The 16,901-nt window shown below is 61.6% G+C and carries 15 protein-coding genes and 1 pseudogene; 12 read left to right on the top strand and 4 right to left on the bottom strand.

What is annotated here, in order from left to right; translation table 11 throughout:
- Together OB03_RS05180 and OB03_RS05175 are read right to left on the bottom strand one after the other, a co-directional pair.
- A pseudogene (locus OB03_RS05180) lies at positions 1–226 on the bottom strand (M48 family peptidase); the annotation flags it as partial.
- A gap of 54 nt (positions 227–280) precedes the next feature.
- Positions 281–3,052, bottom strand: coding sequence for an Rne/Rng family ribonuclease (locus OB03_RS05175; RefSeq protein WP_461343423.1), 2,772 nt, complete (start codon positions 3,050–3,052; stop codon positions 281–283).
- Between the two features lie 482 nt (positions 3,053–3,534).
- Here OB03_RS05175 and OB03_RS05170 point away from each other — a divergent pair, with 482 nt between their 5' ends.
- Positions 3,535–4,743 (top strand): N-acetylmuramoyl-L-alanine amidase family protein, encoded by a 1,209-nt coding sequence (locus OB03_RS05170; protein ID WP_242915157.1) that lies wholly within the window; start codon positions 3,535–3,537, stop codon positions 4,741–4,743.
- Between the two features lie 67 nt (positions 4,744–4,810).
- On the opposite strand, the gene OB03_RS05165 is transcribed toward OB03_RS05170, so the two are convergent.
- The gene (locus OB03_RS05165; protein WP_242915159.1) at positions 4,811–5,356 is read right to left on the bottom strand and encodes a LabA-like NYN domain-containing protein; all 546 of its coding nucleotides are present in this window, start codon (positions 5,354–5,356) and stop codon (positions 4,811–4,813) included.
- Positions 5,357–5,388: 32 nt separating this feature from the next.
- On the opposite strand from OB03_RS05165, the gene folK reads away from it, so the two are divergent.
- The 11 genes from folK to OB03_RS05110 all read left to right on the top strand — a co-directional run bounded on the left by folK (position 5,389) and on the right by OB03_RS05110 (position 15,203).
- Positions 5,389–5,925: a 2-amino-4-hydroxy-6-hydroxymethyldihydropteridine diphosphokinase gene (folK, locus tag OB03_RS05160; protein ID WP_242915161.1), complete on the top strand. Its 537-nt coding sequence runs from the start codon at positions 5,389–5,391 to the stop codon at positions 5,923–5,925.
- A gap of 114 nt (positions 5,926–6,039) precedes the next feature.
- Entirely contained in the window at positions 6,040–6,399 is a 360-nt protein-coding gene (gene rpoZ, locus OB03_RS05155) for a DNA-directed RNA polymerase subunit omega (RefSeq protein WP_461343422.1), read from the top strand.
- Positions 6,400–6,563: 164 nt separating this feature from the next.
- On the top strand, positions 6,564–8,717 hold the full coding sequence (locus OB03_RS05150) for a RelA/SpoT family protein (RefSeq protein ID WP_242915165.1): 2,154 nt from the start codon (positions 6,564–6,566) through the stop codon (positions 8,715–8,717).
- A 20-nt stretch (positions 8,718–8,737) separates the two neighbouring features.
- Positions 8,738–9,502 (top strand): LOG family protein, encoded by a 765-nt coding sequence (locus OB03_RS05145; RefSeq protein WP_461343421.1) that lies wholly within the window; start codon positions 8,738–8,740, stop codon positions 9,500–9,502.
- A gap of 48 nt (positions 9,503–9,550) precedes the next feature.
- Positions 9,551–10,135 carry an orotate phosphoribosyltransferase gene (gene pyrE / locus OB03_RS05140; RefSeq protein WP_242915169.1) on the top strand — a complete coding sequence of 195 codons (585 nt, stop codon included), beginning with the start codon at positions 9,551–9,553 and terminating at the stop codon, positions 10,133–10,135.
- An 11-nt stretch (positions 10,136–10,146) separates the two neighbouring features.
- On the top strand, positions 10,147–10,899 hold the full coding sequence (locus tag OB03_RS05135) for a pyridoxine 5'-phosphate synthase (protein WP_461343420.1): 753 nt from the start codon (positions 10,147–10,149) through the stop codon (positions 10,897–10,899).
- Positions 10,896–11,297 carry a holo-ACP synthase gene (acpS, locus tag OB03_RS05130; protein ID WP_242915173.1) on the top strand — a complete coding sequence of 134 codons (402 nt, stop codon included), beginning with the start codon at positions 10,896–10,898 and terminating at the stop codon, positions 11,295–11,297. Before OB03_RS05135 ends, acpS begins: the two co-directional genes overlap by 4 nt.
- A gap of 52 nt (positions 11,298–11,349) precedes the next feature.
- Entirely contained in the window at positions 11,350–12,276 is a 927-nt protein-coding gene (lepB, locus tag OB03_RS05125; protein WP_242915175.1) for a signal peptidase I, read from the top strand.
- Positions 12,277–12,287: 11 nt separating this feature from the next.
- Entirely contained in the window at positions 12,288–12,986 is a 699-nt protein-coding gene (rnc, locus tag OB03_RS05120) for a ribonuclease III (RefSeq protein WP_461343424.1), read from the top strand.
- Positions 12,983–13,951: a GTPase Era gene (era, locus tag OB03_RS05115; RefSeq protein WP_461343419.1), complete on the top strand. Its 969-nt coding sequence runs from the start codon at positions 12,983–12,985 to the stop codon at positions 13,949–13,951. Before rnc ends, era begins: the two co-directional genes overlap by 4 nt.
- Positions 13,952–13,997: 46 nt before the next feature.
- Entirely contained in the window at positions 13,998–15,203 is a 1,206-nt protein-coding gene (locus OB03_RS05110; RefSeq protein WP_461343418.1) for a serine hydrolase domain-containing protein, read from the top strand.
- Between the two features lie 64 nt (positions 15,204–15,267).
- Here the strand turns inward: OB03_RS05110 and OB03_RS05105 are convergent, their stop codons facing one another.
- A complete protein-coding gene (locus tag OB03_RS05105) occupies positions 15,268–16,779 on the bottom strand; it encodes an acetyl-CoA hydrolase/transferase family protein (protein ID WP_461343417.1) in 1,512 nt (503 codons plus the stop codon).
- Between the last annotated feature and the right edge of the window lie 122 nt (positions 16,780–16,901).

Genomic DNA, 16,901 nt, shown 5'->3' with positions numbered 1-16,901 from the left:
TAGCCCACGCATTCAGGCTGTCATCGTTGACGAGCAGGATTTCGACTTCCTCAGGGTCCAACCCCATGGCCGTGATCGTCGGCGCGGACCATTGGTGAATGATCCCTTCGATCTCTGTATCGCGGATCAGACTTTGTGCGGATGCGGGGAGGGCGGCGGCCATCAGCGCAGCCGCCGCCGTCCCTGCTACCAGCAGACGGGGAAGAACAGTGGAAAACCGGATCATGGTGAACTCCAGAGCAACGGCCTCCCTACTGTCTTCACGTCAAATCATGGCCGATCAACGGCGCCACCAGCCGCGCTTCGGCTTTTCAGGCGGAGCGACGATCTGGTTTGGATCGTTGGCGATAATGTCTTCGACTGCAAGCGGAGCCTCCTCCACCGCGTCAACAAGGACGGGAGCGGGGGCCTCGACCACAGCCGGAGCGACCTCGGCAACAGGAGCCGCAACAGGTTCCGGACGCACTTCTTCGTGGCGGACTTCCTCGATAGCCTGTTCGACAGCAAAGGCCTGAGCGGGCGTCACGTCCAGTTTGGCCGGTACGGCCTCTTCGGCGTCACGGGCGCGCTCGGTTGCCTTCTCGACGATCCGGTCATCGGGGATGACAGCGACGAACGGCGGCTGGTCGTCCGATGAAGCCTCGACCGGGGCGGCGTCTTCCAGAGCCGGTTCGGCGCTTCGGGTCTTGCGACGGACGCGGCGGCGTTTCGGTGCTTCGTCGATCGTGGCTTCGACAGCGACAGTCTCTGCCGGAGCCGCAGCTTCCGCTTGATCATCCGCTTCGATCACAGTTGCGATCGGCAGATCGGGGTTACCTTCGACCGGCAGGCCTTCGTTGCTGGCGCGATCCTCGGCCTTGATGTCCGAAGGCGTTTCTTCCTGATCGCGGTTGCGACCACGGCCACGACCACGACGACGGCGCGAACGACGGCCTTCGCCCTCGGTCTTCACTTCGTCCAGCGAGGCGACTTCGTTCTCGACACCTTCGACGGCTACCGCTTCTGCAACCGGACGCGGGGCGCGTTCCGGACGCTCGGGGCGTTCCGGGTTCAGCGGGTCGAACCAGACGTAAGGGTCATTGAGCGACGGCGTGCGGCCGCGCACCCAGGTGTAGACGTCGCGATCACCTTCTTCACGCGAACGACGACCGCCTCGGCGGCCACGGCGACGACGGCCGCCACGGCCTTCTTCGTCTTCGTCGTCGGTCGGGGCAGCGGCTTCGACTCCTTCTTCACGGCGACCACCACGGCGGCGGCGACGGCGGCGGCCACCACGGCCATCCTCGTCACGTTCGGCGCGTTCAGCGTCTTCACCATCTTCGTCGCTGTCGTCGTCCGAAGCGTCAGAGGCGACGTCGTCATCGTCCTCTTCTTCCTCTTCGTCGAAGATGGCGTGATCGTCGATGCCGTCATCCAGAACCGACAGGTCGAACTGGTCCTGCGGAGCGGTGAACTCTTCGTTGGTCTCGGTACGCTCGATATGGTGCTCACCTTGAGCCAGCGAGTCGTCGATCTGAACGATGACCTTGAGGCCACGCATCTGTTCCAGACGCTGCAGATAGTCGCGCTTGTGGTTCAGGATGTAGATGGCCACAGCGGTCGAGACGCGCAGGGTAATGCAACCGGCACCATTACGGCCCGCTTCGATCTCTACGGCACGCAGGGTGGTCAGCGAAGCGGACTCTGCCGACCGCACGCGGCCGGTACCCTGGCAGCAGGCGCAAGCCTCGGTCGCGCCTTCGATGACGCCGAGGCGGCGACGCTGGCGGCTGATTTCCATCAAGCCGAAGGGCGAGATGCGACCCATCTGGATGCGGGCACGGTCTTGGGCCAGTGCGTCCTTCAGGACCTTTTCGACAGCGCGGTTGTTCTTCGATTCATCCATGTCGATGAAGTCGATGACAACCAGACCGGCCAAGTCGCGCAGACGCAGTTGGCGTGCGGCTTCGACGGCGGCTTCGATGTTGGTTTTGACGGCGGTTTGCTCGACGTTCCGCTCTTTGGTCGAACGACCCGAGTTCACGTCGATGGCCACCAGAGCTTCGGTCTGGTTGATCACCAGATAGCCGCCCGACTTCAGCGGAACGACTGGCTGGTGAATCTGAGTCAGCACTTCCTCGATGCCGTTCGAGGCGAACAGCGGGCGGGTGCCTTGGTACAGATGAATCTTTTTGGCCTGCGATGGCATCAGCACGCGCATGAAGTCGCGCGCCTGCAGGAAGCCTTCGATGCCTTCGACCTGAATGCCGTCGAAGTCCTTGTCGTACATGTCGCGCACGGCGCGGCGGACTAGGTTCTCTTCTTCGTAGATGACAGCCGGTGCGGTCGATTTCAGCGTCGTCTCGCGGATGGTCGACCACAGACGCAACAGATATTCATAGTCGCGCTTGATCTCGGCACGGGTGCGCTTTGCGCCCGCCGTGCGGATGATCAGGCCCATGCCTTCCGGCACCTTCAGCGCGGCAGCGGCAGCTTTGAGGCGGCGACGGTCCGAGGTGTTGGTGATTTTGCGGCTGATGCCGCCACCCTTGCCGGTGTTCGGCATGAGCACGCAGTAACGACCGGCCAGCGACAGCCAGGTGGTCAGGGCAGCACCTTTGGCACCGCGCTCGTCTTTCACGACCTGGATCAGCAGGACCTGACGGCGCTTGATGACGTCTTGAATCTTGTAGCGACGCATCAGGCGGCGCTTCAGACGTTCCTCGTCGGCCAGACGGCCTTCGGAATCGCCTTCGTCGTCGCGGTCCAGATCTTCGTCTTCATCCTCGTCGCCCGCTTCGGCCATGATGGCTTCGCGGTCGGCGACCGGGATTTGATAATAGTCAGGGTGAATCTCGTTAAAGGCGAGGAAACCGTGACGGTTGCCCCCATACTCAACGAAAGCCGCCTGAAGGCTCGGCTCTACGCGCGTAACCTTGGCTAGATAGATATTGCCGCGGAGTTGACGACGACCGCGGGATTCGAAATCGAATTCCTCAACTTGACGGCCGTCCACGATTGCGACGCGCGTTTCTTCCGCGTGCGCCGCATCGATCAGCATAGTCTTGGACATGTAGTGTCTCTCTCAGGCGCGCCAGCCCGTGCCCCGCGAGGTTCCTCGCATGGATGAACCCCGTCAGCAGGGGAGCGGCTCGCCAAATGTGGATGGGGCCACGCGCACACATCGTCGCCTCGCGGATCGCGAGGTCGGCATTCGATTGCCGGACGGTGACGCAGGCGTATTGGCCCATGGGTTCTGTCGGTCCGGGGTCTGGTCGCGCCAACATTAAAGAGGCTGCGGTCCAAACCCGCTTGATCCTAGGGCAGGGAGCTGTTGCCAACCCACCGTCGGAATAGGGTGAAATAAACTAGCAGCCGCGAGGAGGGCGTGCCCGACGCCGCACAGGGGCGTAGGCGCGATCGGTCGCGGTCCATGAACAATAGGCGCCATTCTGACAAAATGCAAAAACATTGCGCGAAAGGATATCTTTACGAAATCCTTAACAGTCAGAGGCTAGCTAGAAACCCTAGAATAAGAAGGAGTCCGTCTGGGCGATGCGCGTTCTGTGGCGTGAGGGTCTTACGCGTTGGGGGCTGCGAGAGTGGTCACTGACCGCATTGGCGGTCGTGGTCATGCTTTCGGCAGTGCTGATGGCTGGCCTCGGACTTGCGCGCGGATCGGACATACAGATCAAGTCGGTTCGCTTTGGCGGCGATGCGCAACGCACGCGCGTCGTTATCGACCTGTCGCGTGAAACCCGCGGGCGCGTACTTCTGGACGGCACGACCGGTCGTGTCAGCGTGGCTCTGGCAGATATCGACCCCGGTCGCGGTCTGTCGGGCAATGGCTCGGGACTGGTTAGCGCCTATCAGCTTGAAAATGGTGCAGGCGGTACGCGCGTCAATCTGGATCTGGCACGTGGAGCGACCATCGAGCGCCGCTTCCTGCTGCCGCCGGGTGATGGTGTTGCCAACTATCGCTATGTGATTGACCTCAAGGCGACGGGCGCTGCCGAGGCTCCGGTGATGGCCTCGCGCCGCCCGCAGCCGCGTGCCGAAAAGCCGCTCATTGTAATCGATGCCGGTCACGGTGGCCGCGACCCTGGTGCACGCGGCGACGACGTTTGGGAGAAGACGGTCACGCTGGCGGCTGCCCGCGAGTTGAAGACAGCGCTTGAGCGCACCGGTCGCTACCGTGTGCGCCTGACCCGCGATGCCGATGTCTATGTCGTGCACAGCCGCCGCGTGCAGATTGCGCGTGATGCTGGCGCGGACCTGTTTATTTCCCTGCACGCCGACGCAGGAACCGATCCGGCTTTGCGCGGTGCATCGGTCTATACCTTGTCGGAGCAGGGCGCTGGCCGCGCTGTTCGCGAGTTCACGGCAAACGACGACTGGCAGCGCAATCTGCGTCTGCCAGGGCGTGATGCTTCGGTTGACCGTATCCTGCTCGACATGACCCAGCGCGCGACCCAAAACCGTTCGGCGCAGTTCGCCCGCGTGCTGCTGACCCATCTCGAAGCTGACAGCCACCCGATGCTGCGCCAAAGCCACCGCGCTGCGGGATTGGCCGTTCTGCTGGCTCCGGATGTGCCGGCCGTGTTGCTGGAGATGGGTTTCATCACCAATCCGGAAGACGGCCGTGTCCTTACCGACGAGCGTTCGCGTCGTCGTCTGATGCGCACGGTGGCCGAGGGTATCGACCGCTATTTCCGTGAACCCTCCGCTCAGGTCCGCGTCGCCGGAACGGGCGGGCAGGGCTAAGGCCCTTGCAGATAAACAAAGGCCCCCGTGCGAACGGGGGCCTTTTTCGTATCCCGGTCCGGACCGTTTAACGCTCGCGGTTGAAGGCGGGCTTGGGCTTGGAGAACTCGTTCATGACGTCGGCCAGATCGATGAACTCGTCGGCTTGGCGGCGTAGATCGTCGCTGATTTGCGGCGGCTGGCTCTTGGTGGTGGACACGACCGTTACGCGCACGCCCTTGGCCTGTACGGCCTGAACCAAGCGTTTGAAGTCACCGTCGCCCGAGAAGAGAACAACTTCGTCGAGGTGAGGGGCAAGCTCGAGCATGTCGACGGCGATCTCGACGTCCATATTGCCCTTGGTGCGGGTGTGGCCCTGTGCATCGGTAAAGCGGCGTACCGGCTTGGTCATGACGGTAAAGCCGTTGTAGTCCAGCCAGTCTACAAGGGGGCGAACCGGTGAGAACTCTTCGCCTTCCACGATGGCAGTATAGTAATAAGAGCGGATCAGGCGGCCATCACGGCCGAAGAACTCCGACAGCTTGCGAAAATCGAGATCAACGTTAAGCGAGCGCGCCGCCGAATAGAGGTTGGCACCGTCGATAAAAAGCGCAATGCGGTTAGGGGACGTCATCAATATAAATCCTGATAAAAAGGCATTTTGGTTTGAGTGCGCAAAATCCACCCCTGTCGGGTGAAATCGATCTTGCAGATGCAGTCATCGTCGCACTGGGCGCGAATGACAAGGGGCAGTTTGCCACGTGCCAGCAAGGCTTGGAGCGCGCGCTGGAGCAGTTGGAAGCCAGCGGATGCCGTATCATCGCCCGCTCGGACTGGTGGGAATCCGCCGCCTGGCCCAACCCCAGTGATCCGCCCTTTATCAATGGCGTGATCGTTATCGAAACAGAACACAGCCCAAAGGCGCTGATGGCTCTCCTTTCGCGAATCGAGGACCGACTAGGGCGGGTGCGTTCGGTCCGGAACGCTCCGCGCACTTTGGATCTGGATTTGATTGCCTATGGTCGGGTGACCGACGACCTGGACGGCCTGTATCTGCCGCATCCCAGGGCGGAAGAGCGCCTGTTTGTCATGGGGCCCCTTGCGCAGATCGCCCCGCACTGGCGGCATCCGCTCAGCCACAAGACGGCTCAAGCGCTTGCGGCCAGCGCGACCGTCGGGCGGGATGCAAAGCCGGTGATTTAAGACGAAAGCCGCGAATATCTCGCTGTTTTCCTGCCGAAAGCGGGTCGGTTGCCGTTGCACAATTGGCCTCGCTTCTATATTTTGTGTGGTTCTCCCTGTCGCCCGAGGAATTTCATGGCCCGCGTCACTGTCGAAGATTGCATCGAAAAGGTGCCGAACCGCTTTGGTCTGGTTCTGCTGGCTGGTCACCGTGCGCGTAACATCGCCAACGGTGCTGCGCTGACCATCGACCGCGACAATGACAAGAACCCTGTCGTTGCCCTGCGCGAACTGGCCGACGAAACCGTCAAGCCCGAAGAACTGTACGAAAACATCATCACCACCCTGCAGCGCGTCGATGAACGCACTGAGGCCGAGGATGAAGCCGAAGTCGTGGCGCTGCTGGCCGAGCCGCAGCACATGAACATGGCTGAAGCCGAACTGATCCGTGCGCTGCAAAGCGACCGTGACGGTGGCCAGGAGGAACGCTACTGACGGCACAGCCTGTCACTGGCGTCACTATTATTCCGGCGCGTCCTTCGGCGGAAACGCCGTCGGCTGAGCCTACCGAGAAATCGGTTTCAACGGCGTCGTCCCCATCAGGGGCGGCGCCGTTGGCGTCTGCGGCATCCGGTCCCGGTGGCCGCCGCACCCCTGTGATGCGTCAGTTTGAGTTGATCGACGCCGTAAAGGCCTATGATCCAACTGCCGATGAGGCCTTGCTCAACAAGGCCTATGTCTATGCGATGAAGATGCACGGCTCGCAGTTGCGGGCCTCTGGCGATCCCTATTTCGCGCACCCGATCCAGGTGGCCGGTATTTTGACCGACTACAAATTGGATACGGCGACCATCGTGACGGCGTTGCTGCATGATGTGGTGGAGGACACCTCTGCCACGCGTGACGACATCGCCGCCATGTTCGGCGAAGAGATTGCTGTGCTGGTAGAGGGCGTGACCAAGCTGTCGCGTCTGGAGCTTCAGGCCGAGCATACGCGTCAGGCCGAGAACCTTCGCAAATTCATCCTCGCCATTTCGCGCGACGTGCGGGTGCTGCTGGTCAAGCTGGCGGACCGCCTGCACAACATGCGCACGCTCCAGTACGTAAAGCCTGAAAAGCGCGAGCGCATCAGCCGCGAAACGCTCGAAGTCTATGCGCCATTGGGCCGCTCGATCGGTATCCACTCGATCGCGTCGGAGCTGGAAGAGCTGGCGTTCACGCACCTGAACTCCACAGCCCGCACGGCCATCGAGCGTCGCCTCGAAGCTTTGAAGCTGGAGCATGGAAGCGCCATCCAGACTGTCTCGAAAGAGATTGTGCGCGTCCTCGAAGAGCAGGACCTGTCCGCCTTCGTCAAAGGTCGCGAGAAGACCCCGTATTCGATCTGGCGCAAGCTGCAGCGCAAGACGGTGGGCTTCTCGTCGCTGTCCGACATCTATGGCTTCCGAGTGATCGTGGAGACAGAGGACGACTGTTATCGCGCACTGGGGATCATCCACCGCGCGTGGCCCATGGTGCCGGACCGCTTCAAGGACTTTATCTCGACGCCCAAGTCCAACAACTATCGCTCGCTGCACACGACCGTGGTTGGACCGGGCGGCCTGAAAGTCGAGATGCAGATCCGCACCGAGGCGATGGACCGCGTCGCTGAAGACGGCGTGGCCGCGCACTGGCGCTATAAAAACGAATCTTACGGCTTCGACCGCGAGGCCATGGAAGCCGATGGTGGCCGTGACCCGCTGCTGAACCTGCGCCATCTGGTGCAGGTGATCGAGCACGGGGAGGGCGGCGAAGACTGGGTCGAGCACGCCAAGCTCGAGATGTATCTCGATCAGGTGTTCGTCTTTACGCCCAAGGGTACGCTGATCAGCCTGCCGCGCGGCGGTATGGCGCTGGACTTCGCCTATGCAGTGCATACCGAGGTCGGCGATACCGCCGTCGGTGTGAAGATCAATGGTGAACTCAAGCCTATGCGCACGGCCCTGCAAAACGGGGACGTCGTAGAGATCATTCGCGGCTCCAAGGCCGAGGTGCCGACCGACTGGCGCAGCCTGACCGTGACGGGCCGCGCCCGTTCGGCCATCCGTCGCCATATCCGCACCTCCGAGCGCGAAGAGTTCATCAAGCTGGGCCGAGCGTCGCTGGAGCAAACTCTGGCCCATGCGGGCAAGTCGCTTAAGGACGTGACGCTCAAGTCGGCGCTAGAAACCCTCACGGTCGCCAGCGAGGACGACCTGTTCGACGCCGTCGGACGCGGGCGTATTCCGGTGACACGTGTCGCGGAAATCCTGTTCCCCGCCCTGAAGGACCAACTGCAGTCCCATGGTCAGCGCAAGAGGATCGAGGCGTCCTCGGCCCGTCTGTTTGTGCGCGGCTCGGGCCTGACGCCGGGCGTCAGTATCCACTTTGGTGAGTGCTGCTGTCCGGTTCCGGGTGACCGCATTGTGGGCATCCATGAACCCGACGTTGGCCTGACGGTCCACACCATCGACTGCCAGTCGCTGGCGGACTACGCCGACGACGACAGCGTATGGCGCGACATGCAGTGGACACCGCAAGCGGAGCGCGAAGGCATCGGTGCCGTCCGGTTGGCGGCAACCATGCGCAATGCACCGGGCGTTCTTGGGCAGGTGGCCACGATCATCGGCGAGGCAGGGGGCAATATCCTCAACCTGTCGCTGGCCCACCGACAGTATGACTTCTTCGACGTCACGCTGGACGTAGAAGTGAAGGACGCCCGCCACGCGACCATGATCCTGGCTGCGTTGAGAGCCAACCCGTCGGTAGATACGGTTGACCGCGTTCGCGGCTGATCAGGCCAGAGGACCAAGTCATGGATGACCAACAGCGCCGCGCGGCCAATGCTGCCCAACTGGCATCACCGTCCTATCGCATGGCGGCGATGGATCCCGACTTTCTGTTGGGTGATTCCATGCGCGGGGTGCGTTTCCAGATGGAGTACGCCAAGGCCGAGGAAGCCCTGAAGGCATGGGGCGTCCGCTCGACCATTGTGGTGTTTGGGAGCGCGCGGGTGGCCGTAGCGCATCAATGGTACGAAGGCGCGCGGGCGTTTGGCCGTCTGGCGTCTGAGCGCGGAGGTGCCATCCGTAATACAGTCGGACAGCCCCGTGATAACGTCATCGCCACGGGCGGCGGCCCGGGCATTATGGAAGCGGCCAACCGCGGGGCGGCCGAGGCGGGCGCACCCTCCATCGGCTTCAATATCACCCTGCCGCACGAGCAAGTTCCGAACCCCTACAGCACGCCCGAACTGACCTTCCGGTTCCATTACTTCGCCATGCGCAAGATGCATCTGGCCATGCGGGCCAATGCGCTGGTGGTGTTCCCGGGCGGGTTCGGGACTTTGGACGAACTGTTTGAAATCCTGACGCTTCGTCAGACGGGTAAGGCACCGCCTATACCGATCGTACTGTTTGACGAAGGTTATTGGCGCAGCATCATCAACTTCGAGGCGCTGGCCGAGCACGGAATGATCAAGCCTGACGATATGGGTTTATTCTCGTTCGCTGACGATGCCCAGACAGTCTGGGACAAGCTGCTGGAAGGTGGCCTGGCTCCCGGCGAGAATATAGATTGATCCCTTGGCCCTTGAGGGGCGGGGCCGGCAAGGCTAAGGACCGCGTTCATGAACACTGAAGACGTCCTCAACGAGTTCCGCGAAGCCGGCGCCCTGCGCGAAGGCCATTTTGTTCTTTCCTCGGGTCTGCACAGCCCCGTTTTCCTCCAGAAGAACCTCGTGTTCATGGACGGCGAACGCTGCGAGCGTCTGTGCAAGGCACTGGCCGAAAAGATCGTCGCCACGGTTGGGCCTGTTGACGCGGCGATCTCGCCTGCGGTCGGCGGCATTATTCCTGGCTATGAAACCGCCAAACACTTGAAAGTCCGCTCGATGTACGTCGAGCGCGTGGACGGCGAGTTCAAGCTGCGTCGCGGCTTCTCGGTAGAGCCGGGCGAGAAGGTCGTCATGGTCGAGGACATCGTCACGACGGGCCTGTCGTCGCGTGAATGTATCGAAGCCATCAAGAAGGCGGGAGGCGACGTGATCGCTGCGGCCTGCGTCGTTGACCGCTCGGGCGGCAAGGCAGACGTTGGTGTGCCGTTGATTGCCTTGGCTACGCTCGACGTTCCGGCCTATCCTGCGGACGCGCTGCCGCCGGAACTGGCGGCATTGCCAGTTGAAGATCCGGGCAGCCGTCGTCTGTCCAAGTAAGGAAGTACCCGATGACCCGTCACGTTCGCCTTGGCGTCAATATCGACCACGTCGCCACGGTTCGTAACGCGCGTGGCGGGGCACATCCCGATCCCGCGCGAGCGGCCGAACAGGCGCTCGCGGCGGTGGCTGACGGAATTACTGCGCACCTGCGCGAAGACCGTCGCCACATCACCGATGCCGACATCGATGTGTTGAGCGCGCTTTGCCAGCGTGCCAACCGTCCGTTGAACCTCGAAATGGCCGTGACGGACGAGATGCTGGCTATCGCTCTGCGTCACAAGCCGCACGCGGCCTGTCTGGTGCCGGAACGCCGCGAAGAAGTGACAACCGAAGGTGGCCTTGCTGTCGCTGGTCACGAGGCGCGTATCCAGCCGGTCGTAAAGGCGCTGGCCGATGCGGGTATCCGCGTTTCCCTGTTTATCGAACCGTCCGAAGAACAGGTTGCTTCCGCCGCGGCCGTCGGTGCTCAGGTGGTCGAGTTCCATACCGGCCGATATTGCCACCTGTCCGGAGCGGACCGCGCGGTGGAGTTTGATCGGTTGAAGGCGGCTGCTACTCAGGCTCATGGGCTGGGGCTGGAAGTCCACGCCGGTCACGGATTGGACTATGCGACGGCCGCGACCATTCTGGATATTCCAGAGATCGTCGAACTGAACATCGGCCATTTCCTGATCGGGGAGGCGGTGTTTGTGGGATTGGACGCTGCGATCCGCCGCATGCGTGCCGCTATGGATGCGGCTCTGCTGAGGAACGGCGCGTGATTATCGGCATCGGCTCCGATCTGTGCGACATCCGCCGGATCGAGGAGACGCTGGAGCGGTTTGGCGACCGTTTCAAGAAGCGGTGCTTTACACCGATCGAGATCGCCCGTTCGGACCGCAAGCCTGATCCATCGTGGAGCTATGCAAAGCGTTTTGCGGCAAAGGAAGCCTGCGCAAAGGCGCTGGGGACGGGCATAAGGTCCGACGTTTACTGGCGCGACATGGGAGTGGTGAACCTGCCGTCCGGTAAGCCGACGCTTCAGTTGACGGGCAATGCCGCCGAGCATTTGCAGCGCCTCACGCCCCAAGGCCACACGGCGCACATCCATCTGACGATGACCGATGAATACCCGTATTCTCAAGCATTCGTAATCATCGAAGCCTTGCCCGCCGCCTGATCAGAGATTAGGCGGATATAAACCTCGCACGGTGCGGGGATTCGAGCAGACCATGAGCGACGACACCAAGGCTGAGTTTGGTGAAGCGGACGCGGCATTCGATACGCCAGCCCGCCAACCCGTTTGGAGTGACGAAGGAGATGCCCCTTTCGATCTGGGGGATGATCCGGAAGCCCTTGAAAGCGAAAAGCCGATAACTGCGCCGCGGCGCCGAAAGAAGGCCAAACCTGTGACCGAGAAAAAGTCCGCGGCGAACGAGACCGTCGAAATCATCAAGACGATTGTCTTCGCTCTGTTGATTGCACTGGTCGTTCGCGTCCTGTTGTTCCAGCCCTTCACCATTCCGTCGGCCTCGATGGAGCCGAACCTGTACGAGGGCGACTATATCGTCGTGTCCAAGTGGTCTTACGGCTATTCCAAGCATTCGATCCCGTTCAGCCCGCCGCTGTTTGAGGGTCGTGTCTTTGGCAAGGCTCCGGCGCGTGGCGACATCGCCGTGTTCAAGCTGCCGCGTGACACCAAGGTTGACTACATCAAGCGCGTGATCGGCCTTCCGGGTGACAAGGTGCAGATGCGTGGCGGCAAGCTGTTCATCAATGACCAGCCTGTTGACGACGTCGTGGTCACCCAGGCCGAGATGAACGACCTGTTCGGCACCCGTTCGCTGGCCAAGGTCCGCGAAACCATTCCAGGCGGCAAGACCTTCATGACGCAGGACTTCGGTCCAAACTTCGAACTGGACAATACGCCCGTCTTCGAAGTCCCGACCGGCCACTACTTCATGATGGGTGACAACCGCGACAACTCGATCGACAGCCGCGTTGAAATGTCGATGGGCGTTGGCATGGTTCCGGAAGAGAACCTCGTCGGTAAGGCGCAGGTTATTCTGGTGTCGTGGTCGCCGGGTGCGAGCCTGTTCAATCCGGTCAGCTGGTTCTCCAAGCTGCGTCCGAGCCGCTTCTTCCAAAAGTTGAGCTAATGGCCCCCAACATCAACCAGAGGGCTGTCGCGATTCAAAAGCTGATGGCCAATCTGGGCTATGAGTTTTCCAACCGCGACCTGCTGGAGCGGGCGTTGACCCATTCCAGCGTCAGCGACGGCTCCTTCTCGGGGCCGGGCGATAACGAACGCCTCGAGTTCCTCGGTGACCGCGTGCTGGGTCTGCTGGTCGCGGACATGCTGGTGCGCGACTTCCCCGAGGCCGATGAGGGTAAGCTTTCCGCGCGCCTGCATTCGCTGGTCGACAAGAGCGCCTGCGCCCGTGTCGGCGAGGGGCTTGGTGTCGGTCCGGCCCTGCGACTGTCCGCAGGCGAGACAAAGACGGGTGGCCGCAGAAAGGCCGGAGTTATAGCCGATGCTGTAGAGGCTATTCTGGCGGCTGTTTATCGCGACGGCGGTCTGGATGCCGCCCGGGGCGTTTTCGAACGCGCATGGGCGAAGGAACTGGCTTCCCCGCCGGAACCGGCAATCGTGAACCCCAAGTCGGCGCTTCAGGAATGGGCGCAAGGACAGGGTCGCCCCTTGCCAACCTATACCATTAAGGAGCGTAGTGGCTCCGACCATGCCCCGACCTTCAAGGTCGAGGTTGTCGTTCAGGGCTATGAACCGGCTCTGGCGACAGGACATTCAAGACAGGAAGCCGAGAAGGCCGCTGCTGTCGCACTTATGAAACGTGAAGGCGTAATTTGACCGAGACTGAAAACACCCCCGTCCAGACCGAACAGCAGCGCGCAGGCTTTGCCGCCATCATTGGCGCGCCAAATGCTGGCAAGTCCACGCTGGTAAACCGGCTGACGGGATCCAAGGTTTCGATCGTTACCCAGAAGGTTCAAACCACGCGCTTCCCCGTGCGCGGCATTGCCATGCACGACGCTGCCCAGATCGTTCTGGTCGACACCCCTGGCGTGTTCAACCCGCGCCGCCGCCTAGACCGCGCCATGGTCGCATCGGCGTGGGCCGGTGCCGAAGACGCTGATGTCGTGGTTCACCTTGTTGACGCTCAGGCACACCTTGGTGCCGAAAGCCGTGACGGCACGCCGGCAGACCGCAAGTCGGCCGAAGACACCGAAACGATCATCAAGAACCTGAACAAGATGGGCCAGAAGGTTATTCTGGCGCTGAACAAAATCGACGGAATGCGTCGCGACACCCTGCTGGCGCTGTCGCACAAACTTTTCGAAACGGGTGCCTATTCGGAGGTCTTCATGATCTCGGCGGAATCGGGCGACGGCGTGGACGACCTGAAAGCTCGTCTCGCGTCCGCCATGCCGCAAGGCCCGTGGCTGTACCCTGAAGATCAGGCTGCGGACGTTCCGGCCCGCGTTCTGGCGGCAGAAATCACCCGCGAGAAGGTCTATCTGCGCGTCCACGAAGAACTGCCCTATTCGGCGGCTGTCGAGACGACCAGCTTTGAAGATCGTCCTGACGGTTCGGCCCGCATCGAGCAGACCATCTATGTCGAACGTGAAAGCCAGCGCCCGATCGTTCTGGGCAAGGGCGGCCAGACCCTGAAATGGATCGGCCAGAAGTCGCGTGAAGAACTGGAAGTGCTGTTCGATCGCAAAATCCACCTGTTCGTGACGGTCAAGGTTGATCCGAAATGGCAGGACACCAAGGCCATGTACTCGCAGTTCGGCCTCGAATTCGACGTTTAAGAGTTCAGTGTTTCAAGTCCCCCAAAAGGCAAGCCGTCGGCCCTGGTTGCTGATCGGTATTGCCACGGCGGCACTGCTGGGCGGGGGTATCACTCTCGCCCGGTTGCACGCCGACAAGACCCCAGAGGCGACGCACGTTTCGGCGGATGCCAACCCGCTTCTGGAGCGGCCCGAACTCGCCGTCGTCGAGCAACTGCCACAGTTGAAAGAGCGGCTCGACCGTATGGCCGCGAACAAGCAGTTCACAGGCGCGGTTCTGGTGGCCGAGGGCAACAAGGTACTGTTCCGTCAGACCTATGGCATGGCCAATTACGAGCAGAAGACACCGTTTGAACTGGATACGCGATTCCGTCTGGCTTCTGTATCGAAACAGTTCACCGGCGTTGCCATTCTGAAGCTTCAGGATGAGGGCAAGCTGTCGGTCAATGATCCCGTGTGCAACTGGATCCAGCCGTGCCCACCCCGCTGGGCCGATGTGCGTATCCACCACCTCATCAGCCACACCTCGGGCATTCCCGATCTGATGGCACAGGCCAATTGGGGAAATGTGCGGGTCACGCCGCATACGCCCGAACAGCTTCTGGCCAATGCCTCGCGCTACGGGCTCCAGTTCCAGCCGGGCGAGAAGGTTCGCTACAACAACGTCGGCTTCAACCTCGCGTCCTATATTGTCTCGCGCGCCAGCGGGATGTCGTTCGAGGATTATATCGAGCGCGAGTTCTTTGCCCCGCTGGGAATGAAGGACACCGGCTCTGATGTCCATGCCAACACGCCCAATCTGGCGATGGGCTACGGCCTGTTTCCACAGGGCCTAACCCCGCAACCTCTGGCCAACGTCAGTGTGGTTCAGGGGGCAGGGGCCCTATATTCGACCATGGACGACCTGTTGATGTGGAACCTCGCGCTCCACAACGGTCTGATCCTCAAGCCTGAGTCCTATGCCGATCTGATCCGCGACCACTCGCCCGCCGATACGCCGAGCGAACGCGGGCGTCCGCATCGAGCCTACGGCTATGGCATCTTTATGAACTCGCTAGGCGAGCGCGTTTCGCCTTCATTCAGTGAGCCCCAGATTTACCACACGGGCTCGTGGTCGGGTTTCCGCAATCTTGTCACCTATGAGCCGACGCGCAAGATCACGGTGGTCGTTCTCTCGAACAACTACCACCTGCGTGATCAGGTGCTGTTGATCAGCCAGCAGGGCATGGCCGAGGCGCTGGGCAAGCCGTTTCCGACGGCGCTTTCCCGCTAAAACAACAAAGGCCGGATGGGCGAACCATCCGGCCTTTTTATCATCGTGAGGGTGGGGGACTTCCTCAGGCGGGCAGCATGCTGCCGGTCTCGATGAAACGTTGGTGCCACGACAGGGCTTCAGTCAGCATGTGCGGCGATTGCAGGCCGTAAGACGACGTCAGGGCGCGATCGTAATAGTCCTGCAACATGTCGCGATACATTGGGTGGGCGCAGTTGTTGATGATCACCTTGGCGCGCTGCTTCGGCGATAGTCCGCGCAGATCGGCCAGACCCTGCTCGGTCACGATGACCTGCACGTCCTGCGTGATGTGGTCGACGTTGGACGCCATGGGCACGATGGCCGAGATATTGCCACCCTTGGCCGTCGACGGGGTGACGAAGCACGAGATGTAGGCGTTGCGGGCAAAGTCGCCCGAGCCACCGATGCCGTTCTGGATGCGCGAACCCATAACCTGCGTCGAGTTGACGTTGCCATAGATGTCGGCCTCGATCAGGCCATTCATCGCAATACAGCCCAGACGGCGGATCAGTTCAGGGTGGTTCGAGATTTCCTGCGGTCGCAGGATGATGCGCCCACGGAACTGCTCCATGCGGCTGTTGAGGTCCGCAGCGGCTTCCGGCGACAGGGAGAATGCAGTCGCCGAGGCAACCGTCAGCTTGCCCGAGTCCAGCATGTCCAGCATGCCGTCTTGCAGCACTTCGGTATAGGCGGCCATACGCTCGAACGGGCCGTCGTTGAGGCCTGCCAGCACTGCATTGGCGACGTTACCCACGCCCGACTGCAACGGCAGCAGCGAAGCGGGTAGGCGGCCTTGCTTCACTTCGTTCTTCAGGAACTCGATCAGGTGGCCGGCGATGGCGCGGGCGTTGTCGTCTGGTGCGGCGAACGGCAGGTTGCGGTCCGGTGCGTCGGTCTCGACGATGGCCTTGATCTTGGCGGGGTCGACTTTGAAGGTCGGCTGACCAATCAATTGGTCGGCTTTGACCAGCGGGATCGGCACGCGGTTTGGCGGCAGGGCCGTCCCGTAATAGATGTCGTGCATGCCTTCGAGCGCCGGGTTCTGCCAGCGGTTGACCTCGAGGATGATGTTTTCGGCGCGGTCCAGCCACGTCTTGTTGTTGCCGACCGACGAGGACGGGACCAGATCGCCGTCTTCGGTGATGCCAGCCACCTCGACCAGAGCGGTGTCCAGGGGGCCAAGGAAACCCTGCCATGCAACCGGAGCCACCTGCGACAAGTGCATGTCCAGGTATTCCATCTTGCCCGAGTTGATCTTCTCGCGGGCAATCGGGTCGGAATTATACGGCAGGCGGAATTCGATACCGTCGGCAGCAGCCAGTTCGCCGTCCAGTTCAGGGCCGGTCGATGCGCCGGTCCAGACGCTGATGCGCATCGGATCGCCGGCTTCGCGCAGTTCTGTCATGCGGGTAGCGAGCGCGGAGGGAACAGCCTTGGGATAGCCCGAACCGGTGAAACCGCTCATGCCAACATTGGCACCGTTGGGGATAAGCGCTGCGGCGTCCTCGGCGGACATAACCTTGGATTTCAGCGCCTGATTACGGATGACAGACATACTCGACCCTATAGATGCGCCCCCGTTAACTCAGAGCGCTGTGTATGGCTTAAAGGTGGCAAGTGCCCGATTCCAATGCGCCTTTGGTCGTAACCGCAGAGCCATGCTCGGTGACCTTCGGC

The organism is Brevundimonas sp. GN22, from assembly GCF_054824005.1.
The sequence above is the reverse complement of the archived record's forward strand: the minus strand, read 5'-3'. Positions and strand labels throughout refer to the sequence as shown.